Genomic DNA, 20,599 nt, shown 5'->3' with positions numbered 1-20,599 from the left:
GATGACAGAGCTTTCCGGAAAGACCACCCTCATTACCGGTGCGCTCGGCACCCTCGGCCGCGCCCAGGCCGAGCGGCTGGCGCGCGCCGGCGCCGCCTTGATATTGCTCGACAGGCCCGGGGCCGAAGCCGGGGAGGGGTTCGCGGCGCGTGTCGCCGCGGCTCACGGTGTGAGCGCGATCTATGTCGGCGAGGACCTCAACGACCTGGCTTCGGCGGAAAAGCGCGCAGCTACGCTTTCCCGCGAGCATGGCGGCATCGATATTCTCATCAACAATGCGGCGCTCATCATCAATAAGCCTTTCGAGGAATTTTCGCTGGAGGAATACGAGGACCAGGTCCGCGTCAACTCGTCGGCGGCTTTCGCGCTTGCCCGAGCGGTCGCGCCCGGGATGAAGCAAAAGCGCTACGGCAAGATCGTGAACTTTTGCTCCCTGACGCTGAACGGCCGCTGGGACGGCTATGTGCCCTATGTGGCGTCCAAGGGCGCGATGCTGGGGCTGACGAAGGCGCTTGCGCGCGAACTCGGCCCGCACGGCGTGCGCGTCAACGCGGTGTCGCCGGGCGCGGTGGTTTCGGAGGCGGAAGAGCGGGTCTTTGCCGACCGCCTGCAACAATACAATGACTGGATCGTCGAAAACCAGTCGCTGAAGGCGCGCATCCAGCCCTCCGACGTCGCCGACCTGGTCCACTTCCTCGTCTCGCCGGCCTCCGACATGATTTCCGGCCAGAACATCGCGATCGACGGCGGCTGGTGATGCGGGGGATCGAGCTCTCCAACGGCGATGCACGCATCGTCCTGCGGCCCGATCTCGGCGCCGGGCTGACGGCATTCGACGTGCTGCACGATGGCTCCTGGGAACCGATCTTCCGCAGGGTCGATCCCTCTACCGCGCATCCCTTCGCGCTTTCGAACATTCTGCTCGTTCCTTTTTCCGGGCGGGTTTCCGGCGGCGGGTTCACATTTGACGGAACCTTTCATGCCCTGCCCCGGAACGTGGAGACGGAGCTATACCCGATCCACGGGAACGGCTTTTCGGCCGCGTGGGACGTTGCCTCCGTGAGCGCGGACTCGATCACGCTAACCCTTTCGGCAGAGGGACCGGGGCCTTTCCGCTACGAAGCGCGGATGTCCTACCGCCTGGAGAACGCCGGACTGGTGATGGAGCTGAGCCTCGTCAACCGCGCCAGGATCCGTCTGCCCTATGGCGCCGGTTTTCATCCCTGGTTCGTGCGCGAGCCGGATACGACGCTGCACGCGCCGGCTCGCGGCGTCTGGCTGGAGCAATCCGATCACCTGCCAAAGGCCCATGATGCGATAGCCGCACATCCGGATATGGATTTCAGCAGGCCGCAGCCATTGCCGGCACGATGGATCAACAACTGGTTCGACGGCTGGAACGGCAAGGCCTGCATCCACTGGCCGAGGCGTGGGCTCGTGGCGGACGTGGATGCGAGCGAGGCGCTGCGCCAATACGTCGTCTTCTCACCGGCTGCCGACGCCGGCTTCTTCTGCTTCGAACCGGTGACGCACCCGGTCGATGCGTTCAACCTTCCCGGCAAGGCCGAAGCCCGCGGCTTCAAGATTCTCGAGTCGGGTGAATCGCTAAGCGTCTCCACGCGTGTCGCCGCGAAATCTGGCTGAGCATGTCGTCAGCCGCGGGGTCCCGGGCGCCGCGCCGGGCGGAATCCGTTGCGCAGCTTCGCTCGATTTGCCCTAGTGTTCGCCCGTCGACTATAGTCCTCTCCACGCTTTTTTACCCGATCGGTATCAATGTCTTTCCAAGAACGAAAGAAGCCTCGCGTAACGCTTCTGGATGTCGCGCGGCATGCCAATGTTTCCCGCGCGACCGCCTCTCTCGTTCTTCGCAAGAGCCCGCTGGTCGGCAGTGAGACGCGCGCGCGAGTCGAGCAGGCGATGCGGGATTTGGGCTATGTCTACAACATCGGCGCAGCCCGCCTGCGCGTCGAACGCAGCCAGATCATCGGCGCAATCGTTCCAAATCTCACCAATCCATTCTTCGCGGAACTCCTTTCAGGTATCGAGGAGGCTATCGGGGCCACCGGCAAGGTGGTCATTCTCGCCAATAGCGGGGAGAGAGTGGAGCGGCAGTCGATGCTGCTCCAGCGCATGCGCGAACATGGGGTGGACGGGGTCGTTCTTTGCCCTGCCGCGGGCACCGAACCTGACCTGTCCGAGCAGTTGGCCGCGTGGGGTATGCCCGTCGTCCAGGTATTGCGCCACATATCCGTCGATATGGACTATGTCGGCGTGGATTATGCCGGCGGCATGCGTCAGGCGGTGGATTATCTCGCAACGCTCGGTCATGAGAAAATTGCGTTCGCCGCCCACGGCCCGGTTCATTCTGCCTATCGGGAGCGCGTGGACGGCTTTCGTGCCGCCATGCTGGCAAAGGGGTTCGATCCCGAGATTCTGATCCATTTGCCGGCACAGCTCGGAGAAATCGCCGGCTCGACCCACCTTCTGTTTGCAAAGGCTGCGCAGCCGACTGCCGTGATCTGCTTCAATCATCTTGTCGCTCTTGGCCTTGCCGCAGGACTTCACGATTGCGGACTGACGATCGGACGCGATCTCTCGCTGATCGGCTTCGACGACGTGGCTGACGCAGAGGCCATCCGGCCGAGACTGACCTCGGTCTCGACCGGCCCGACTGCGATCGGCGAAAAGGCGGCGCTGCTCCTCGTCGAGCGCATCGCCAATCCGGATTTGTCGCCGCGGCGCATGGTGAACGATACGACGCTGAACATTCGGCAGTCCTGCGGCCCGCCCGCCTGATCGCGCCCGATCCCGGACGTCATTTGCGGTTGACGCACGTCAGGAAACATTTTAGATCGATCTAACTGACGCATATCGCGGGAAGCGCGGCGTGCGGCGGCGGTAGTGTGGGAGGAGGTCCCGGCATGTACGAGTTCAACTTCGCGCCTGTGCTCGCGTCCTTCGACCAGTTGCTGATCGGCGCCTGGCTCACGGTTCGCCTGTCATGTGCAGCCATGTTGATCGGCCTCGTCGTGTCAGTCTTCTGCGCCTGGGGAAAGACAGCAGGACCGGCGATCCTGCGTACCGTGATCGATGGCTATATCGAGATTATCCGAAACACGCCTTTCCTCGTGCAGATCTTCTTCATTTTCTTCGGCATGCCTTCGCTTGGCCTGAGGCTTTCGCCGAACAGTGCGGCGCTGCTGGCGCTGGTGGTCAACTTCGGCGCCTACGGCACGGAGATCATCCGCGCCGGGATCGAATCCATTCACAGGGGACAGGTGGAGGCCGGTTGGGCGCTTGGGCTGTCGAGGGCCCAGATTTTCCGCTATATCGTCATGAAGCCGGCTTTGCGCACCGTCTATCCCGCGCTCACCAGCCAGTTCATCTATCTGATGCTGAATACCAGCGTCGTGTCGGTGATTTCGGCGGATGACCTGGCTGCGGCCGGCAACGACCTCCAGTCCGCGACCTTTGCGAGCTTCGAGGTCTATATCGCGGTCACTCTGATCTATCTTGCCCTGTCGGTCGGTTTCTCCGCGCTGTTTTACGCGGTCGAGAAAATGGCCTTCAAATATCCTCTCGGCCGTTAGGAGCACTGTTATGATCAGGGCTTTCGGCTGGAACGAGTTTCTCGTCATCGTCGCCGCGGCACAGTGGACGATCGCCCTTTCCGCGATCGCCTTTGCCGGCGGCAGCGTTGGCGGACTACTGGTGGCATTGATGCGCGTCGCCGATACGCGAGTGCTGCGTCTCTCCGCGACGGGCTTCATCCGGGTCTTTCAGGGAACCCCGCTGCTGATGCAGCTCTTTCTGGTCTTCTTCGGCATGAACATCTTCGGCTTTTCGATCAATCCTTGGATTGCCGCGACCATTGCGCTCGCGCTCCACGCCAGCGCCTTCCTGGGCGAGATCTGGCGGGGCTGCATCGAGGCCGTGCCGAAGGGACAGCGCGAGGCGGCCACAGCGCTCGGCCTGCGCTATTTTCGGTCGATGCGTCATGTGATCCTACCTCAGGCGGCCCGTATCGCCGTCGCGCCCACCGTCGGTTTCCTCGTGCAACTCATAAAGGGCACCTCGCTCGCATCGATCATCGGCTTTACCGAGCTGACCCGACAGGGGCAGATCATCAACAATGCGACGTTCAGTCCGTTTCTGGTCTTCGGCACCGTTGCCGCCGTTTATTTTCTGCTTTGCTGGCCGCTGTCGCTGATCGCACGCCGGATGGAAACCCGTTTTTCCCGGGCAACGGCACGTTGACGGGCCCCGCCGGCGGGAGGGCCGGCATATGAGAAGGGAAGGGCTAATGAATATCTCGAGACGCATGGCAATAACTGTCCTAGGAGCTGCGATTGTCGCGGGTTTGGTGGCGCCCGCCGCAGCGCAGACGGTGGAGGCGATCAAATCGGCCGGAACGGTGAAGATCGGCATGCTGGTCGATTTCCCGCCGTTCGGGATCATGGACGCGAACAACCAGCCGGATGGTTACGATGCCGACGTTGCGAAGCTGCTTGCCAAGGAGCTCGGAGTCGAAGTGACGATCGTGCCGGTGACGGGACCCAACCGCATCCCCTACCTGCAGAGCAACCAGGTGGATCTGCTGGTCGCCTCGCTGGGCATCACCGAGGAGCGCGCCAAGAACGTCGACTTCTCGCAACCTTACGCAGGCATTTCGATCGGGGTGTTCGGCGCCGCCGACCTGGACGTCACAAAGCCTGAAGATCTGGCCGGCAAGACGATCGGCGTCGCCCGTGCCAGCACGCAGGACACGGCGACTACAAAGATTGCCCCTGAGGACGCCAACATTCAACGCTTCGACGACGACGCCAGTGCGGTGCAAGCGCTCCTTTCCGGACAGGTCGAGCTGATCGGCGTATCCAATGTCGTCGCCGCCCAGATCGAAGCCGCCGCCCCCGGGCGGTTCAATCAGAAGCTTCAGCTGAGCCAGCAGGTTCAGGGTATCGCCGTTCGCAAGGGATCGAGCGAGATGTTGAACTTCGTCAACGGCTTCCTCGACAAGGTCAAGGCGGACGGACAGCTCAACGCCATCCACGAGAAGTGGCTCGGTTCTCCGCTGCCGGAATTCGTCACTGAAGCGAAATAGAATGGAGTCCTCGCGATGAACACGGAACGCGAAAACGCCTCGCCCCCGGATTCGCGCGAGGCTTCGGGCCCGGCCGTCCGCATGGAGGGCGTCAACAAGTGGTATGACGCCTTTCACGCACTCAAGAACATCGATTTGGCGGTCGGCCGCGGCGAACGGATCGTCATCTGCGGACCATCGGGTTCCGGCAAGTCGACGTTGATCAGGTGCATCAACCAGCTCGAGACCATTCATTCGGGCAGGATCGTCGTGGACGGTCACGACCTGACCGCCGGCGGGCGGAACGTCGATCTGGTCCGGCAGGAGACCGGCATGGTTTTCCAGCAGTTCAACCTTTTCCCGCACATGACGGTGCTGGAGAACTGCACGCTGGCTCCCATGAAGGTTCGGGGTCTCGCCAAGGCAGAGGCCGAAGAGACGGCGATACGATGGTGGATCTCGCCAACGAAGGCATGACCATGCTTTGCGTCACGCACGAGATGGGCTTCGCGCGAAGCGTCGCCGATCGTGTCGTCTTCATGGACCGCGGCGAGATCCTGGAGGTTGCGCCGCCCGATGCCTTCTTCGGGGCCCCGCAACACGAGCGCACGCGCTTCTTCCTCGGCCAGATCTCCTGATGGCCACACCCCGGTAATTGGAGTTTCGAAACGTGAAACCAGATTTATTGCTCGTGGAGCCGATGATGCCGTTCGTCATGGACGAACTGCAGCGGAGTTATACGGTTCACAGGCTTTACCAGGCCGCCGATCGGCCGGCGCTCGAAGCGGCGCTCCCATCGATCCGCGCTGTTGCCACGGGCGGCGGCGCGGGCCTTTCCAATGAATGGATGGAGAAGCTTCCATCACTGGGGATCATCGCAATCAACGGGGTCGGGACGGACAAGGTGGATCTCGCCCGCGCGCGCAGTCGCAACATCGATGTGACGACGACGCCGGGTGTCCTTGCGGACGACGTCGCTGACCTCGGTATCGCGCTCATGCTCGCCGTCCTGCGAAGGGTCGGCGATGGCGACAGGCTGGTGCGCGAAGGCCGCTGGGCCGCGGGCGAACAATTACCGCTCGGCCATAGCCCGAAGGGAAAGCGGATCGGCGTACTCGGCCTTGGTCAGATCGGGCGGGCATTCGCGTCGCGCGCGGAGGCCTTCGGCATGTCGGTGCGATACTGGAACCGGTCCACGCTTTCCGGCGTCGACTGGATCGCGCATCCAAGTCCAGTCGATCTCGCCCGCGACAGCGACGTTCTGGCCGTCTGCGTGGCGGCGAGTGCGGCGACGCAGAACATCGTCGACGCATCCCTTCTTCAGGCGCTCGGTCCCGAGGGTATCGTGGTAAATGTCGCGCGTGGCAACGTCGTCGACGAGGAGGCCCTGATCGAGGCGTTGAGGTCCGGTACGATCGCGGGTGCCGGGCTCGATGTCTTCGTCAACGAACCCGCAATCCGAAGCGAATTCCACACCACGCCGAATACGGTGCTCATGCCGCATCAGGGCAGCGCGACGGTCGAGACGCGCATGGCCATGGGAAAGCTCGTGCTTGCAAATCTCGCCGCCCACTTTGCCGGCGAAAAAGCGCCGAACACCGTCAACTGAAGCGGGAGAAGACATCATGATCGTTCGCCAGGCCCTGTTCGAGGGGATCATCCATCCTGGCCGGGAGCAGGCATTCCGCGACTATGTCGAGGAGAAGCTGCTGCCTCTGTGGCAGGTCTTTCCGGGCGTCAGGGAAGTTCGGGTGCTCCATGCCGTCGACCGGGACGAAGGGGCACCGGTTTTCGCGATGATCCTTTCCACCATTTATGATGATCGCGGTGCTTTGGCGCGAGCATTGGAGTCGCCGGTGCGCTACGAGAGCCGCGAACTGACCAAGGGCCTGCTGGAGATGTTCGAAGGCCACATCCACCACCATGTGTTCGAGCTCGAAGCTCGATCAACGGATTGAGTTATGCGCTGCTCACCGAGTGCCGCCAATCCGTAGCACGTGCCCTTTCAAGGTACGAATAAGGCAAACGCTTGTGTCATTGCGGCGAGTGTCCGGGCAGGTGGCAAGCGGTCGATCGACTATTCCAAGTTCGTCCTAACAATTTCGGCGGCACCCGGCGTTTCACATACGTCGCGTATATTTGAATTGACAGACGCTGCCGACGCTGGTTCCCATACGCCGCGTATGTAGAGCCGGCAACGATGTCACAATCACCCAGTGCCGGAACGTTGAAAAGGAATGAACAGATGACGCGACGCGACGCAATCTTTCCCGCCGATCGGCATGCCCTGTACGAAGCTCACGGATATTCAGCGGCGATTCGCTCCGGTGACCTCCTGTTCGTCTCCGGGCAGGTCGGCAGCCGTTCTGATGGTACTCCGGAACCGGATTTCGGGCGCCAGGTCCAACTGGCTTTCGAAAATCTGCGGGCGACACTGAATGCGGCCGGCTGCACCTTCGACGATATAGTCGATGTGACCACGTTCCACACCGACCCCGAGAACCAGTTCGAAACCATCATGGCCGTCAAGAATCAGATGTTCAGCGCTCCACCCTATCCCAACTGGACCGCGCTGGGCGTGAACTGGCTTGCCGGGTTCGATTTCGAGATCAAAGTCATCGCGCGCATTCCCGAGGCGGCATAGGATTTCGTAGACCGGAGTACCGGCACCGCCGCTCACTATCCCGAAAGCTCAAGCATTCTGAGGCATCGTCGGAACTTGAGACCGAGCCCTTGCATTTCTTCGTGAAGGACGAAGGAGGCTTAAGTGAAAACGGCGTTGGCGGTATTTGGCGGGTTCGTCCTGTCTCTCGCGTTGTTCCTGAGCGGAGCGGTCGTCGCAGTCTTGTTCCTCACCGGCAAGCCTGCGCGCCAGCCACAGCTGGACGTGAACCAGGCGGAAATATGGACCAAGCAGCCGCGAGCAGTCGACAGGGCCGCCCAGCAATTCGAGCGACTGCCCGCCCGCTCCGCCCCGACCGACCTTAACGCTTCGAGAGAGTCCGAGACGCCCGCAATGGGCAACGAGGCCGAGAAGGAAGGCGCCCCGGAGCCTTTGGACAAGACGGCCACCGCTTCAATTCAACCGCCGCCGGTGCAGGAGGAGCCGACGGCGTCTACAGGGCCCACCGCTCATGCCGAATGGTGTGCGAAACGCTATCGCAGTTACCGTCCGTTCGACAACAGCTACAGATCTTTCAGTGGCGGACGGCGGACCTGCAACTCACCCTACATGGATGCGTCGTGGGGGCCGTCGGAGGATATTTCGCCTGTAACGCGCAGTATCGAGGCGGAAGAGGCCGATGACCCCTCGACGCAGATGGAATACTCGGCCGACAATGGGGCCGACAATGGCGAGGCAATCAGACTGACGCAGGAACACGTTGCCTATTGCTTCAGCCGCTACCGCTCCTACCGCCCGGAAGACAATAGTTACCAGCCTTACAGCGGCGGCCCGCGCAAGCAGTGCCGGTAACGAGGCGCCTGGTCGATCAGGAGACCGCTCCAACCGACTGATAATCATCTCAGGCAAATTTTGCATAGGATGCTGCGCGAATTGAATTGGTCAGCCCTGGCCAGTTGCTCCTATGTTCCGTGATGACCGCATGTCTCCTTCCATCGGACCGTTGGGACGAGACATGCCGCAAGTTGACGAGTTTGCAGCGACCTTTGCGCGTCTCAAAGAGGCGCGGCGCTGCAGGGGCAGCAGGCACAGCAAGGGGAACACATGGGCAGGATCGTCTATGTCCACGGTCAATTCCTGCCGGAGGAGGAGGCCCGCATCGGGCTTTTCGATCGCGGCTTCCTGTTCGGTGACGCCGTCTACGAAGTGACGGCGGTTATCGGCGGACGGATGATCGACAACGACCTGCATCTTGGCCGTCTGGAACGTTCGCTGAGGGAACTCGCCATTCCGCTTGCCCTCTCGCGCAAGGAGATTGCCGGCGTCCAGGCAGAATTGATCGCCCGCAACGGCTTGCGGGACGGCACGGTCTATCTGCAGGTCTCGCGCGGCGAGGCGGATCGCGACTTTCTCTATTCCGACGCGCTGGTGCCGCGGTTCGTCGGCTTCACGCAGGCGAAGACGCTGACCGGCACGAAGGCTCAGCAGGACGGCATATCGGTCGATCTGGCCGAGGACCCCCGCTGGAGCCGACGCGACATCAAGACCGCCATGCTGCTCGGTCAGGTCATGGCGAAGCAGGCGGCGCGCGCCCGCGGTTTCGACGACGTCTGGCTGGTGGAGAACGGGCTGGTGACGGAGGGCGCATCCTCCACGGCCCATGTCATCACCGGTGACGGGCGCATTCTCACCCGCGCGGCGTCGCGCGCGACGCTGCCGGGCTGCACGCAGCGTGCCCTCGCACTGCTCTGTGCCACCGAGGGTCTCGCGATCGAGGAGCGCCCCTTCACGCCCCACGAGGCGCAGGGCGCCGCCGAGGCGTTCCAGACCTCCGCCTCCAGCCTCGTCATGCCCGTCGTGCGCATCGGTGACCGGGTCGTCGGCAACGGCAAGCCCGGTCCGACGACCCGAAAACTCCAGGCCCTCTATCTGGAAGCGGCCGGCGTTCCGGTCTAAAGCACTTCCAGGAAAAGTGTGTAACGGTTTTCCGTCCAGAAGTGCGTTGGATCAAATGCTCAAGATCCGTTGGCTGGTTCACTGAAACACAGAAACGTGATGCAGAGAGGGGCGATATGAAGACCGCACGCGAACTGGGGCTGATCCCGCAGGGCAGGCTGGAACCGGGGCCGGGCAATGCCATTACCGACGTCGCGGGCGTTTCGGTCGGCCACCGGACGCTGCGCGGCGAGGGCCTCTTCACCGGGATAACGGCGATCCTCCCGCATGCAGGCGACGTCTTCCGCGTGAAGCCGCGGGCGGCGGTGGAGGTCATCAACGGCTTCGGCAAATCGGCGGGGCTGATGCAGGTGGCCGAACTCGGCACGATCGAGACGCCGATCCTGCTCACCAACACCTTCGGCGTTGCCGCCTGCACCGAAGCGCTGGTCCGCCGCGCCATCGCCGCCAATCCGGAGATCGGGCGAAGGACCTCGACGGTCAATGCGCTGGTCTGCGAGTGCAATGACGGCGGCATCAGCGACATTCAGGCGCTGGCCGTAAGGCCCGCCGACGCGGAGGCGGCGCTGGACGCCGCGCGCACGGGGCCGGTTGAGCAGGGTGCGGTCGGCGCCGGCTCCGGCATGACCGCCTTCGGATTCAAGGCCGGCATTGGCACGGCCTCGCGGCGCATGCGGATCGGCAAGCGCGACTTCACGCTTGGCGCGCTGGTCCTTGCCAATTTCGGCGCGGCCGGAGACCTCGTCCTGCCAGATGGGCGTCGGCCCGATCCGCGGGCGCCGGCCGATCCCGAGCGCGGCTCCGTCATCGTCGTCATGGCGACCGATCTTCCCTTGGCAGATCGCCAATTGCAGCGGGTCGCGCGGCGTGCCGGCGCGGGCATTGCCCGGCTCGGTGCCTTCTGGGGCCATGGCAGCGGCGATGTCGCCCTCTGTTTCACCACCGCCGACCCGGTGGACCATGAACCCGCCGCGCCGTTCGTCACGCAGGAGCGGCTCGCCGACGGCCACATCGACATCGCCTTCCGCGCCGCCGCCGAGACGACGCAGGAGGCGGTCCTGAACGCGCTCTGCATGGCCTCCGCCATGCCGGCGCGCAACGGCCGCATCTGTCCCTGCCTTGCCGACTGGCTGAAGGAGAACCCGTCCCCATGATCTTCGTTAAGGTCTGATCAGGCCGGTGCGGGTTCCAGGAACCGCTGCGCCGTCGCCCATAGTTCCTCGACCTTGCGGTTGCGGCTCGCAGCGTGGCGGTAAAGGCGGATCTCGAGGTCGAGGTTCCAACCCTTGTCGGCAGAGGCAGGCACGAGGCGGCGCGCGTCGATTTCCTCGCGCGCCAGGCTCTCGGGCAGCCAGCATACGCCCGCGCCCGTCACCGCCATGTTCATCAGGCCGGCGCTGATCGTGTTTTCGTGCGTCGTACGGCGGCGGAAAGGCGGGCGGCGCAGCAGCAGGCGCGACAGGGCGACCCCGAAGAAGGAGTTAAAGCCGTAGCTGAGATAGGGGATGGCTAGCCGCGGCTGCGCGATGGCGCGGTCGAGGAGGTTTAGTCCAGGCTGCGCATCGCCGGACAGCACGATCTCCGCCGCGACCAGCGGGATCAGCCGGTCATGGGCGACGGTCAGCGCGGAAAACTGCCCGCTATCGAGATGAAACGGCACTTCCGGATGCGCATAGGTCAGGAAGAAATCCGCCTCATCTCCGACGAGTGCGTCGAGGTTCGCTTCGATTCCGCCGCGGTCCGGAATGAGCGAGGTGCTGAATGATCCACCCGCCGCTTCCAGCGTCTTCAGCCAGCGCGGAAAGAAGGTGACCGTCAGCGTATGCAGCGCGGCAAAGCGGATGAGGCCCGGCTCGTGCGGGAGACGCAGCACTTCGCGCGCCGCGTAGAAGGTGCGGATCGCGTCCTGTGCCACGGGCAGGAAATTGCGCCCCGCGGGCGTGAGTTCGGCCGGCATGGTCGCGCGGCTGATGAGCGTCGCGCCCAGCCAGCTCTCCAACTGCTTGATCCGGCGGCTGAAGGCGGGCTGCGTCACGTTGCGCAGCTCGGCCGCGCGCGAGAAGCTGGACGTGTCGGCAAGCGTCACGAAATCCTCCAGCCACTTGATCTCCATATCCGCTTCCTTCGCTGCACGCGTCCTGTGCGCGATCATAAGTCATTCAATCGAAATAGGTATGTCGATTCTGCATGGGTTGTTGCCAAAAGCGAATTGGCCAAGCCAACTGCAACCTTCCACGTTGCGTCTGGAGGAAATAGGTGCCGGCCCGTCCGGGACCGACAGGGGGAGTTGCGAATGGCGCTCGGAATAGAAGCCGATCTTATCCTCATCAATGGCCGGATCTGGCGCGGCCGGGAGGAGGGCATCAGCGAGGCTCTCGCCGTGTGGCAAGGCAAGGTTCTCGCAACCGGCAGCGATGCGGACATTTCGGGCCTGAAGGGGCCGCACACCGAAGTCATCGATCTCGAAGGCCGCTTCGCCACCCCCGGCCTCATCGACAACCACCTGCATCTCATTGCAACCGGCATGGCCATGGGCTGGGTCGACGCGACGCCCGCCAGCGCGCCGACGCTTGCCGCCCTGTTGGGCCGGATTTCCGACCGCGCAGCCACGACGCCGAAGGGCGGCTGGGTGCGCGCCCGCGGCTATGACCAGGTCAAGCTCGACACCGGGCGGCACCCGACGCGCGACGATCTCGATCGCGTGGCCCCCGATCACCCGGTCCTGCTGACACGGGCCTGCGGCCATGTCTCGGTCGCCAACTCCCGCGCTCTGGAGCTTGCCGGCATCACCGAGGCGACGGCCGTGCCGGAAGGCGGCGTAATCGGCCTCACGGAGGGCCGGCTGAACGGCTTCCTGGCGGAAAACGCCCAGAGCCTCGTCAGGGCCGCCATGCCGGCGGCAACGACCGAGGACCTGATCGACGGAATCGAGCGGGCAGGGCGATATCTGCTCTCCTTCGGCATCACCAGCTGCATGGATGCGGCCGTGGGGCAGGTCTCCGGTTTTGCCGAAATCCAGGCCTATGAGATGGCCAAGCTTTCCGGCCGGCTGCCGGTGCGCGTCTGGTTGACCCTGCTCGGCGATCCCGGCGTTTCCATCGTCGACGATTGCTGGCGCGCGGGCCTTCTTTCCGGCGCCGGTGACGACATGCTGCGCGTCGGCGGCGTCAAGGTCTTCCTCGACGGCTCGGCTGGCGGGCGCACCGCCTGGATGACGAGGCCCTACAGGGGCGAGCCGGACAATATCGGCGTGCAGATGCTGCCGGATGCGGAGGTCGAGGCGGTCGTCAAGGCGTGCCACGACCGCGGCTATCAGATGGTCTGCCACGCCATCGGCGACGGCGCGATCGAGCAGCTCATCACGGCATACGAGAAGGCGCTTGCCGCAAATCCCGATCCCGATCGCCGGCATCGCGTCGAGCATTGCGGCTTTTCCACACCGGATCAGAATGCGCGCATGAAGGCAGCCGGTATTCTGCCTGCGCCGCAGATGGCCTTCATCCACGATTTCGGCGACAGCTACATATCCGTGCTCGGGGAGGAGCGCGGCCGGTCATCCTACCCGATCGGCACCTGGATGCGCATGGGCCTGAAACCGTCGACCGGCTCGGATTCGCCGGTCTGCTCGCCGGATCCGTTCCCGAACCTGCACGCGATGCTCACGCGCCAGACGGGCAGGGGCACGGTGTTGGAGGCATCCGAACGGCTGAGCCGCGAGGAGGCATTGCAGGCCTATACGGAATACGGCGCCTATTCGCAGAAAGCCGAGGGGGTGAAAGGGCGGCTCGTGCGCGGTCAGTGGGCGGACATCGCCGTCTTCGACAACGACCTTCTGGCCGCCGCGCCCGAAACCATCCTTTCGGACACAAGCTGCGTGCTGACCCTGCTTGCGGGCCGCGTCGTGCATGATGCGCGCTGACGGTCTGCCGGACTGAACCGAAACGATGCCGAGAACGGCACGAGAGGGAGAACGAAATGCTGAAGAGATTGACACTGGCCGCAATGCTCAGCCTCGGCGTGGCTGCCGGGGCGCTTGCCGCGGGCGAGCGCCATGGCGGTACGCTCGTCTTCACGGCACCCTATGGCTCGAGCTTCGCCACGCTTGACGTGCAGTCGAGCCCCAACACGCAGGAAGAATTCATCACGCAGGCCATCCACCGTGCGCTCTACAGCTGGGATTCGAACCAGAACAAGCCCGTCCTGGAACTGGCGTCCTCGGAGGAGGTTTCCGAGGACGGCAGGGTCCACACCTACCACCTGCGTAAAAACGCCGTGTTCCACAACGGCAAGCCGCTAACGGCCGACGACATCATCTACAGCTACAAGCGCATCGCCAACCCGGAAAACGCCTTCCCCGGCGCAAGCTTCATCGCCGTCATCAAGGGCGCCGAGGACTATATCGCCGGCAAGGCCGACGAGATTTCGGGTCTGAAGAAGATCGATGACCATACGCTGGAGATCACCTATACCGGGACGATCAATCCCGGCTTCCCGCTGATGCAGAACACGACGGTCATCTATCCCTCGAATGTTGAGGACGAGTCGGCCTTCGGCAAGAATCCGGTCGGCCTCGGCGCCTTCGTCTTCAAGGAGCACGTGCCCGGTTCGCAGGTCGTCGTGGAAAAATTCGACAAGTACTACGAGGAGGGCAGGCCCTATCTGGACCGCATCAACATCGTGCTGATGGCCGAGGACGCCGCGCGCGACGTCGCTTTCCGCAACAAGGAAATCGACGTGTCGATCCTCGGCCCCACCCAGTACCAGGCCTATCAGGGCGAGGAGGGGCTGAAGGATCACCTCCTGGAAGTCGCCGAGGTGTATACCCGCAACATCGGCTTCAACCCCGCCTTCGAGCCCTTCAAGGACAAGCGCGTGCGCCAGGCGATCAACCATGCCATCAATGCACCGCTGATCATCGAGCGCCTCGTCAAGAACAAGGCCTACCCGGCCTCCGGCTGGCTGCCGATTTCCTCGCCCGCCTTCGACAAGGACAAGGCGCCCTACGCCTACGATCCGGAGAAGGCAAAGGCGCTGCTCGCCGAGGCCGGCTATGCCGACGGCTTCGAATTCGAGGTGACGGCGAGCCCGAACGAAAGCTGGGGCGTGCCGATCGTCGAAGCCATCCTGCCGATGCTGAAGAAGGTCGGCATCACCGTGAAGCCGAAGCCGGTCGAAAGCTCCACGCTTGGCGAGGCGGTGACGACCAACAACTTCCAGGCCTTCATCTGGTCGAACCTCTCGGGCCCCGACCCGCTGAACGCGCTGCGTTGCTACTATTCGAAGACGGCACAATCGGCCTGCAACTACACCAGCTATGCAAGCCCGGAATTCGACAAGCTCTACGAGGCGGCACAGCAGGAACGCGACCCGGCCAAGCAGAACGAGCTCCTGCGCCAGGCCAACAACATCGTGCAGGACGACGCTCCGGTCTGGTTCTTCAACTACAACAAGGCGGTGATGGCCTACCAGCCGTGGATCCACGGCCTCGTTCCGAACGCCACGGAACTGGCGATCCAGCCCTATGACGAAATCTGGATCGACGAGACGGCGCCGTCATCGCGCCAGTAAGACCTTGAGGGGGAGGGGGTAGCTGCGGCTGCCCCCTTATCGATTGTCGCCGCCCGTACGGGCTGCCAGAACGGGACCGCTCATGCTTCGTTTTACCCTGCGCCGCGTCCTGCAAATCATACCCACGGTCGTGGTGGTGGCGTTGCTCATCTTCGTCATCTTCAGCGTCGTACCAGGGACCTTCGCCGCAAGCCTCTTCGCCGATGGCAGGCGCGCCGCCGACCCGCAGATGATCGCCCGCCTCAACGAGGAATTCGGGCTGAACAAGCCGTTGATGGAGCGCTTCGTGACCTATGTCACGGACCTTGCGCAATTCGATCTCGGCACCAGTTTCCGCACCCGTCAGCCGGTGATCGACCTCATCAACGACCGTATGTGGGCCTCGCTGCAACTGGCGCTCGCCGCCATGGTCTTCGCCCTCGTCGTCAGTGTGCCGCTCGGCTTCGTTGCTGCGCTGAGGCCCGGCTCCGTGCTCGATACGGTGACCATGATCGGGGCGGTGTCCGGCCTCTCCATGCCGCAGTTCTGGCTGGGTCTCCTGATGATGTATCTCTTCGCTCTGCAGCTGAACTGGTTGCCGAGCTTCGGTTACGGCGACGGGTCCTTCCGGAACCTGATCCTGCCCGCCGTCACGCTCGGGGTCACGCCCCTTGCACTTCTCGCGCGCACCACGCGGGCCGGCGTCCTCGATGTCCTCAACGCCGACTTCATCCGCACCGCCCATTCCAAGGGCATGAGCGAGGCCAAGGTGGTGCGCTGGCATGTGGCGCGCAACGCGCTGGTGCTGATCGTCACGACCGTCGGCCTGCAATTCGGCTCGCTGATAGGCCAGGCTGTCGTGATCGAGAAGCTCTTCGCCTGGCCCGGCATCGGTTCGCTTCTGGTCGATAGCGTGGCGAGCCGCGACATTCCCGTGGTGCAGGGCACGATTTTCGTCATCGTGCTCTGGTTCCTGGTCATCAACACGGCCGTCGATCTGATCTATGCCGCGATCGATCCGCGCATCAAGCAGGAGTGACGGGAATGCGCCTCGGCTTCAACTTCTGGCTCGGTGCCGGACTGACGACGCTGGTGATCCTCGCCGGCATCCTCGCCCCGTGGATTGCGCCCTTCGACCCCGTGCTCGACGCGGACCTGATGAACTCCGAACTGCCGCCGGACGCCACCTTCTGGTTCGGCACGGACGGGCAGGGGCGGGACGTCTACACCCGCATCCTCTACGGCGCGCAGATCTCGCTGACGGTCGGCATCGTCTCGCAGGTGATCAACTCGATCATCGGCGTCACGCTCGGCATGACCGCCGGTTACTGGGGCGGCTGGTGGGACGATCTGGTGAATGGCTTCACGAACGTCATGCTCGCCATTCCCTCGCTGATCTTCGCGCTGGCGGTGATGGCGGTGCTGGGTCCCGGCCTGCCGTCGCTTCTCATCGCGCTCGGTCTCACCAACTGGAGCTGGACCTGCCGCATCGCCCGCTCTTCCACACTTTCCCTGAAGTCGCTGGGCTATGTGCAGGCGGCGCAGACTCTCGGCTACGGAGACCTGCGCATCATGTTCACGCAGATCCTGCCCAACATGATGGGACCGATCCTCGTCATGGCGACGCTCGGCATGGGCTCGGCGGTGCTTTCGGAAGCCGCGCTCTCCTTTCTCGGCCTCGGCATCCAGCCGCCGTTCCCGAGCTGGGGCTCGATGCTGACGGATGCGCGCCAGCTCGTCCAGCTCGCGCCCTGGGTGGCCATCTTCCCCGGTCTTGCCATCTTCCTCTCGGTGCTCGGCTTCAATCTTCTCGGCGACGGCCTGCGCGACAGCCTCGACCCGCATATGAGGACGCGCACCCCATGACCGCGCTTCTGGACATCAAGGAACTCCACTTGGGCGTCGCGGTCGGCCGCTCCGTCAATCGTCCGCTCCTCAAAGGAGTCTCCTTCCAGATCATGCCGGGAGAGGCCTATGGTCTCGTCGGCGAGTCCGGCTCGGGCAAGTCGGTGACTTCGCTCGCCGTCATGGGGCTTCTCAAGAAGCCGCTCGCCGTTTGCGGCGGCGAGATCCTGTTCAAGGGGCAGAATCTGCTGGCGCTGCCTAAGCGCGAGATGCGGCGCCTGCGCGGCAACCGCATCGCCATGATTTTTCAGGAGCCGATGACGGCATTGAACCCGCTCTCGACCATCGGCCGGCAGATCGCCGAGATGTTCGTGCTGCATCAGGGAAAGAGCTGGGACGAGGCACAGAAACTAGCGGTCGACGCGCTCGCCAGCGTGCGCGTGCCCAATCCCGACCGGCGGGCGCGCAACTATCCGCACCAGATGTCGGGGGGCTTGCGCCAGCGCGTGATGATCGCCATGGCGCTCGCCTGCAATCCGGACCTTCTGATCGCCGACGAGCCGACCACGGCGCTCGACGTCACCGTGCAGGCCGAGGTGCTGCGCCTCATCAAGGAACTCTGCGCCGAGCGCGGTACTGCGGTTCTCTTCATCAGCCACGATCTCGGCGTGATCGCCAGCATCTGCCAGCGGGTCGGCGTCATGTATGCCGGCTGCCTCGTCGAGGAGAACGAGACACGCGCGCTTTTCGCGGCACCCCGGCACGATTACACCCGTGGGCTCCTCGGCGCCCTGCCGCGCTTCGGCAGCCGCGGTCTGCACGGCCGCCAACGGCTGGTCGACATCGATAGCATCATTGCCGACCGCTCGAAGCTCACCGAGACCCGTTTCATCGCGCCGCGCAGCGCGGAAGAGGGGGGTCAGCCATGACCGACCCTCTGCTCGAGGTGGACGAGCTGCATGTCCGCTTTTCCGTTGCCGGCGGAGGGCTGCTCGGAACCGGGCGGCGCATGCTGCATGCCGTTAACGGCATCGGCTTCTCGCTCGCCAAGGGCGAATGCCTGTCGATCGTCGGCGAATCCGGTTGCGGCAAATCCACCACGGCGCTCTCGATTCTCGGTCTTCAGGAGCCGACCGAAGGCATGATCCGCTTCCGCGGTCAGCCGCTTACCGGGCCGGGTGCGCCCGGACGCATGCAGCGCGCCAAGGCGGTGCAGATGGTTTTCCAGGACCCCTATGCCTCGCTGAACCCGCGCCAGTCGGTACGCACCTCGCTCGCTGCGCCGCTCAGGCTGCACGGCATCACGGCCGCATCGGAGATCGCCGACCGGATCGAGATCATGCTCGCCAATGTGGGGCTGACGCCCGAGCAGGCGAACCGCTATCCGCACGAGTTCTCCGGCGGTCAACGCCAGCGCATCGGCATTGCCCGCGCCCTCATCCTCGAACCGGAAATCGTCGTGCTGGACGAACCGGTATCCGCCCTCGACGTGTCGATCCGCGCACAGATCATCAACCTGCTGCTGGACCTGCAGGAAAAGCTCGGCCTCGCTTACCTGATGATCAGCCACGACCTGAGCGTGGTGGAGCATATGAGCGACCGGGTGCTGGTGATGTTCTTCGGACAGGTCGTGGAGGAGGGCGGCTGGCGGGAGATCTTCGAAAGGCCCGCCCATCCCTATACGCGCCGGCTCATCGCTGCCATTCCCGATCCGGATGCGGCGCTGAACCCGCGGACGAAAGACCACTTTGCCGATGTGCCGCTTCCTGCCGGTCGCCGCTTCGCACTTGACGGCAGCACGGCACCGGACGTCTTTGCCGCGCCCCCGCCCTCCGAACTCGTCGAAATCGCGCCCGGCCATCGGATGAGATTGGTGCCAGTCGTCTAGAGAAATTCCGGGAAAGCGGAAATTCTCTAGTCCAGCGTAAAGCCCTGTCGCCCAAAATTGCGACGCGACTGCAAAAAAACTAGATTGCTATCATTGAAAGCGAATGCAAGGGTTTGACTATGGCGATCCTGACGGTTCGGAATGTGCCAGATGAAGTGCACCGCGCCCTGCGCGTGAGAGCGGCGATGCACGGCCGCAGCACCGAGGCGGAAGTGCGGGAGATTCTGGAAAGTGCAGTGAAGCCCGAGCAGCGCGTTCGCATGGGCGATGCCCTGGCTGAGCTCGGCCGGCGACTGGGCCTGACCAATGACGATTCCGCAGTGTTCGACGAGGTACGTGACAAGGCGCCGGCGCAGCCGATGAGATTTGAATGATCTCGTCTCCGAGGCGATGAAACCGGCCGCCGATCCGGCCGTGCGCTCCTGGTTAAACGAGCAGGTCGCTGAAACTCTTTATCTGGCCGGTGTGACGGGCCGAACTGCTGTTCGATATCGGTGCGCTGCGGGACGGTCGGCGCAAGAAGGTTCTGGCCGAAATGCTTGACGGCGTGCTCGAACTGTTTGGCGATCGTGCCGTTCGATACCGGAGCTGCTCGCTACTATGCCGGGCTTGCCGTGACCGCTCGAGCCGCCGCCAAGGGATTTCCGACGCCCGACGGATATATTGCCGCCATTGCCGCCTCCAGGGGATTTATCGTCGCAACGCGCGATATCAGCCTGTTCGAAGCGGCTGGACTTACCGTGGTAAATCCTTGGCACCATAGATGAATCAGAAACCTCATCCACTGGTGCTTCGGATCGTTTCAGGCGGCGGATAGAGAGCAGCAGATTGGTGAGCCGCGGGCCGTCGCTTTCAGCGGTGAGCAGAACGTCTGCAGCGCGTGGAAAGTTTGTGCGCGCCCACCGGCTCTAGCCTCCCCGTGTCGATTCCTGCTGCCCGATTGGAAGGCCCTGGAATTGCTCCACCGTTTCATCAAGCTGCACCCACTTATGTTTCGATTGCTCAAATACTGACATGGCAGGCGGGGCGAAGTTCGGGTCGGCAAATGACCCTACCGCTACCCCGATCCAGGACGGCGAAGCATCGGCTTTCCAATAGAGGGTCGAGCCGCAGCTTGGGCAAAAATGCATCCGGACCTTGCGACCGCTCTCGGCAGTACGAATGTACTCTGTAGACACGCCAGATATTTCGACACAGTCAATCGAGTAGAACGCATTCGCGCTGAAAGGTGCACCAGTTCTTCGCTGACAGGCGAAACAGTGACACAGCGCGGTCAGTTGTGGCGGTTCGTTAAGCATCAATCTTAGAGCGCCGCAGGCGCATTGGGCAGTGGCCATGGAAACTCCTCCCGCTTGCACGGTCAGATTGCGTTTATTGAGGGCTGATGCGCGGGCCAGAACCGCAATTCATCGCGGTGGGCGACGCGAAGGGCTGGACCTGATGCAATTTTAGGCTCACAGAAGCTCGACTGTAGATCTCTAAAGCGCCGCGGTCTAGATGTGAGCTTTCGATAGGTTGCCCATTCGTGTGGCGCCGCTGCGTCGAGAGGAAATGGGGACGGTCAATGGTAGTGCCTGGATCAGCCGGTCCGAGAATGTGCGAGTCAAAAATGTCTGGAACAAAACCGCGTCCGGTACGTTGATACGCGTTGTAGCAATTT

At 63.4% G+C, this 20,599-nt stretch carries 21 protein-coding genes and 2 pseudogenes; 21 read left to right on the top strand and 2 right to left on the bottom strand.

Annotation, left to right across the window (positions count from 1 at the left end):
• The first annotated feature begins 1 nt into the window (after position 1).
• The 13 genes and pseudogenes from AC6CIG_RS19330 (at position 2) to AC6CIG_RS19270 (ending at position 10,813) form a co-directional block, all read left to right on the top strand.
• Positions 2-757, top strand: a complete 756-nt coding sequence (locus tag AC6CIG_RS19330) for an SDR family oxidoreductase (RefSeq protein ID WP_102764350.1) — start codon at positions 2-4, stop codon at positions 755-757.
• The gene (locus AC6CIG_RS19325) at positions 757-1,644 is read left to right on the top strand and encodes an aldose 1-epimerase (RefSeq protein ID WP_498323510.1); all 888 of its coding nucleotides are present in this window, start codon (positions 757-759) and stop codon (positions 1,642-1,644) included. The genes AC6CIG_RS19330 and AC6CIG_RS19325 overlap by 1 nt, the downstream gene beginning before the upstream one ends.
• Positions 1,645-1,773: 129 nt before the next feature.
• On the top strand, positions 1,774-2,796 hold the full coding sequence (locus AC6CIG_RS19320; protein ID WP_437408473.1) for a LacI family DNA-binding transcriptional regulator: 1,023 nt from the start codon (positions 1,774-1,776) through the stop codon (positions 2,794-2,796).
• A gap of 125 nt (positions 2,797-2,921) precedes the next feature.
• Entirely contained in the window at positions 2,922-3,590 is a 669-nt protein-coding gene (locus AC6CIG_RS19315) for an amino acid ABC transporter permease (RefSeq protein ID WP_100674071.1), read from the top strand.
• 10 nt (positions 3,591-3,600) lie between these two features.
• Positions 3,601-4,257 (top strand): amino acid ABC transporter permease, encoded by a 657-nt coding sequence (locus AC6CIG_RS19310; RefSeq protein ID WP_018096512.1) that lies wholly within the window; start codon positions 3,601-3,603, stop codon positions 4,255-4,257.
• Positions 4,258-4,303: 46 nt separating this feature from the next.
• Complete coding sequence (locus tag AC6CIG_RS19305; RefSeq protein WP_498323508.1) at positions 4,304-5,101, top strand: transporter substrate-binding domain-containing protein; 798 nt, start codon at positions 4,304-4,306, stop codon at positions 5,099-5,101.
• A gap of 15 nt (positions 5,102-5,116) precedes the next feature.
• Positions 5,117-5,718: pseudogene (locus tag AC6CIG_RS19300) on the top strand (amino acid ABC transporter ATP-binding protein).
• Between the two features lie 62 nt (positions 5,719-5,780).
• Complete coding sequence (locus AC6CIG_RS19295) at positions 5,781-6,689, top strand: 2-hydroxyacid dehydrogenase (protein WP_498323647.1); 909 nt, start codon at positions 5,781-5,783, stop codon at positions 6,687-6,689.
• A gap of 16 nt (positions 6,690-6,705) precedes the next feature.
• On the top strand, positions 6,706-7,038 hold the full coding sequence (locus AC6CIG_RS19290) for an EthD domain-containing protein (RefSeq protein WP_498323506.1): 333 nt from the start codon (positions 6,706-6,708) through the stop codon (positions 7,036-7,038).
• 287 nt (positions 7,039-7,325) lie between these two features.
• Positions 7,326-7,724 carry a RidA family protein gene (locus AC6CIG_RS19285; protein ID WP_498323505.1) on the top strand — a complete coding sequence of 133 codons (399 nt, stop codon included), beginning with the start codon at positions 7,326-7,328 and terminating at the stop codon, positions 7,722-7,724.
• A 123-nt stretch (positions 7,725-7,847) separates the two neighbouring features.
• Positions 7,848-8,555, top strand: coding sequence for a BA14K family protein (locus AC6CIG_RS19280; RefSeq protein WP_498323503.1), 708 nt, complete (start codon positions 7,848-7,850; stop codon positions 8,553-8,555).
• 252 nt (positions 8,556-8,807) lie between these two features.
• The gene (locus tag AC6CIG_RS19275) at positions 8,808-9,659 is read left to right on the top strand and encodes a D-amino-acid transaminase (protein WP_498323502.1); all 852 of its coding nucleotides are present in this window, start codon (positions 8,808-8,810) and stop codon (positions 9,657-9,659) included.
• Between the two features lie 116 nt (positions 9,660-9,775).
• Complete coding sequence (locus AC6CIG_RS19270) at positions 9,776-10,813, top strand: DmpA family aminopeptidase (RefSeq protein ID WP_498323501.1); 1,038 nt, start codon at positions 9,776-9,778, stop codon at positions 10,811-10,813.
• A gap of 17 nt (positions 10,814-10,830) precedes the next feature.
• Here AC6CIG_RS19270 and AC6CIG_RS19265 read toward each other — a convergent pair whose 3' ends face one another.
• Positions 10,831-11,772: a LysR family transcriptional regulator gene (locus AC6CIG_RS19265; protein ID WP_498323500.1), complete on the bottom strand. Its 942-nt coding sequence runs from the start codon at positions 11,770-11,772 to the stop codon at positions 10,831-10,833.
• 180 nt (positions 11,773-11,952) lie between these two features.
• Here AC6CIG_RS19265 and AC6CIG_RS19260 point away from each other — a divergent pair, with 180 nt between their 5' ends.
• The 8 genes and pseudogenes from AC6CIG_RS19260 (at position 11,953) to AC6CIG_RS19225 (ending at position 19,706) form a co-directional block, all read left to right on the top strand.
• Complete coding sequence (locus AC6CIG_RS19260; protein WP_498323498.1) at positions 11,953-13,578, top strand: amidohydrolase; 1,626 nt, start codon at positions 11,953-11,955, stop codon at positions 13,576-13,578.
• A gap of 56 nt (positions 13,579-13,634) precedes the next feature.
• Complete coding sequence (locus tag AC6CIG_RS19255) at positions 13,635-15,227, top strand: ABC transporter substrate-binding protein (protein ID WP_498323496.1); 1,593 nt, start codon at positions 13,635-13,637, stop codon at positions 15,225-15,227.
• 82 nt (positions 15,228-15,309) lie between these two features.
• Positions 15,310-16,245 (top strand): ABC transporter permease, encoded by a 936-nt coding sequence (locus tag AC6CIG_RS19250; protein ID WP_498323495.1) that lies wholly within the window; start codon positions 15,310-15,312, stop codon positions 16,243-16,245.
• A 5-nt stretch (positions 16,246-16,250) separates the two neighbouring features.
• Positions 16,251-17,072, top strand: coding sequence for an ABC transporter permease (locus tag AC6CIG_RS19245; protein ID WP_498323493.1), 822 nt, complete (start codon positions 16,251-16,253; stop codon positions 17,070-17,072).
• Positions 17,069-17,980 carry an ABC transporter ATP-binding protein gene (locus AC6CIG_RS19240; protein WP_498323491.1) on the top strand — a complete coding sequence of 304 codons (912 nt, stop codon included), beginning with the start codon at positions 17,069-17,071 and terminating at the stop codon, positions 17,978-17,980. The genes AC6CIG_RS19245 and AC6CIG_RS19240 overlap by 4 nt, the downstream gene beginning before the upstream one ends.
• Positions 17,977-18,939, top strand: coding sequence for an ATP-binding cassette domain-containing protein (locus AC6CIG_RS19235; RefSeq protein WP_498323490.1), 963 nt, complete (start codon positions 17,977-17,979; stop codon positions 18,937-18,939). Before AC6CIG_RS19240 ends, AC6CIG_RS19235 begins: the two co-directional genes overlap by 4 nt.
• A 119-nt stretch (positions 18,940-19,058) precedes the next feature.
• Complete coding sequence (locus tag AC6CIG_RS19230; protein WP_498323489.1) at positions 19,059-19,313, top strand: FitA-like ribbon-helix-helix domain-containing protein; 255 nt, start codon at positions 19,059-19,061, stop codon at positions 19,311-19,313.
• A 16-nt stretch (positions 19,314-19,329) separates the two neighbouring features.
• Positions 19,330-19,706: pseudogene (locus AC6CIG_RS19225) on the top strand (PIN domain-containing protein).
• A gap of 141 nt (positions 19,707-19,847) precedes the next feature.
• On the opposite strand, the gene AC6CIG_RS19220 reads toward AC6CIG_RS19225, so the two are convergent.
• Entirely contained in the window at positions 19,848-20,276 is a 429-nt protein-coding gene (locus tag AC6CIG_RS19220) for a GFA family protein (protein WP_498323487.1), read from the bottom strand.
• Between the last annotated feature and the right edge of the window lie 323 nt (positions 20,277-20,599).

The sequence above is a fragment of the Sinorhizobium sp. GQ132 genome (assembly GCF_059758575.1).
This window is presented reverse-complemented; position numbering and strand designations above follow the sequence as displayed.

Bases quoted from the DNA above. Each gene is read 5' to 3' on its own strand.
- AC6CIG_RS19330 (WP_102764350.1), top strand. From the start codon at position 2: ATGACAGAGCTTTCCGGAAAGACCACCCTCATTACCGGTGCGCTCGGC.
- AC6CIG_RS19325 (WP_498323510.1), top strand. From the start codon at position 757: ATGCGGGGGATCGAGCTCTCCAACGGCGATGCACGCATCGTCCTGCGG.
- AC6CIG_RS19320 (WP_437408473.1), top strand. From the start codon at position 1,774: ATGTCTTTCCAAGAACGAAAGAAGCCTCGCGTAACGCTTCTGGATGTC.
- AC6CIG_RS19315 (WP_100674071.1), top strand. From the start codon at position 2,922: ATGTACGAGTTCAACTTCGCGCCTGTGCTCGCGTCCTTCGACCAGTTG.
- AC6CIG_RS19310 (WP_018096512.1), top strand. From the start codon at position 3,601: ATGATCAGGGCTTTCGGCTGGAACGAGTTTCTCGTCATCGTCGCCGCG.
- AC6CIG_RS19305 (WP_498323508.1), top strand. From the start codon at position 4,304: ATGAATATCTCGAGACGCATGGCAATAACTGTCCTAGGAGCTGCGATT.
- AC6CIG_RS19295 (WP_498323647.1), top strand. From the start codon at position 5,781: ATGATGCCGTTCGTCATGGACGAACTGCAGCGGAGTTATACGGTTCAC.
- AC6CIG_RS19290 (WP_498323506.1), top strand. From the start codon at position 6,706: ATGATCGTTCGCCAGGCCCTGTTCGAGGGGATCATCCATCCTGGCCGG.
- AC6CIG_RS19285 (WP_498323505.1), top strand. From the start codon at position 7,326: ATGACGCGACGCGACGCAATCTTTCCCGCCGATCGGCATGCCCTGTAC.
- AC6CIG_RS19275 (WP_498323502.1), top strand. From the start codon at position 8,808: ATGGGCAGGATCGTCTATGTCCACGGTCAATTCCTGCCGGAGGAGGAG.
- AC6CIG_RS19270 (WP_498323501.1), top strand. From the start codon at position 9,776: ATGAAGACCGCACGCGAACTGGGGCTGATCCCGCAGGGCAGGCTGGAA.
- AC6CIG_RS19265 (WP_498323500.1), bottom strand. From the start codon at position 11,772: ATGGAGATCAAGTGGCTGGAGGATTTCGTGACGCTTGCCGACACGTCC.
- AC6CIG_RS19260 (WP_498323498.1), top strand. From the start codon at position 11,953: ATGGCGCTCGGAATAGAAGCCGATCTTATCCTCATCAATGGCCGGATC.
- AC6CIG_RS19255 (WP_498323496.1), top strand. From the start codon at position 13,635: ATGCTGAAGAGATTGACACTGGCCGCAATGCTCAGCCTCGGCGTGGCT.
- AC6CIG_RS19250 (WP_498323495.1), top strand. From the start codon at position 15,310: ATGCTTCGTTTTACCCTGCGCCGCGTCCTGCAAATCATACCCACGGTC.
- AC6CIG_RS19245 (WP_498323493.1), top strand. From the start codon at position 16,251: ATGCGCCTCGGCTTCAACTTCTGGCTCGGTGCCGGACTGACGACGCTG.
- AC6CIG_RS19240 (WP_498323491.1), top strand. From the start codon at position 17,069: ATGACCGCGCTTCTGGACATCAAGGAACTCCACTTGGGCGTCGCGGTC.
- AC6CIG_RS19235 (WP_498323490.1), top strand. From the start codon at position 17,977: ATGACCGACCCTCTGCTCGAGGTGGACGAGCTGCATGTCCGCTTTTCC.
- AC6CIG_RS19230 (WP_498323489.1), top strand. From the start codon at position 19,059: ATGGCGATCCTGACGGTTCGGAATGTGCCAGATGAAGTGCACCGCGCC.
- AC6CIG_RS19220 (WP_498323487.1), bottom strand. From the start codon at position 20,276: ATGGCCACTGCCCAATGCGCCTGCGGCGCTCTAAGATTGATGCTTAAC.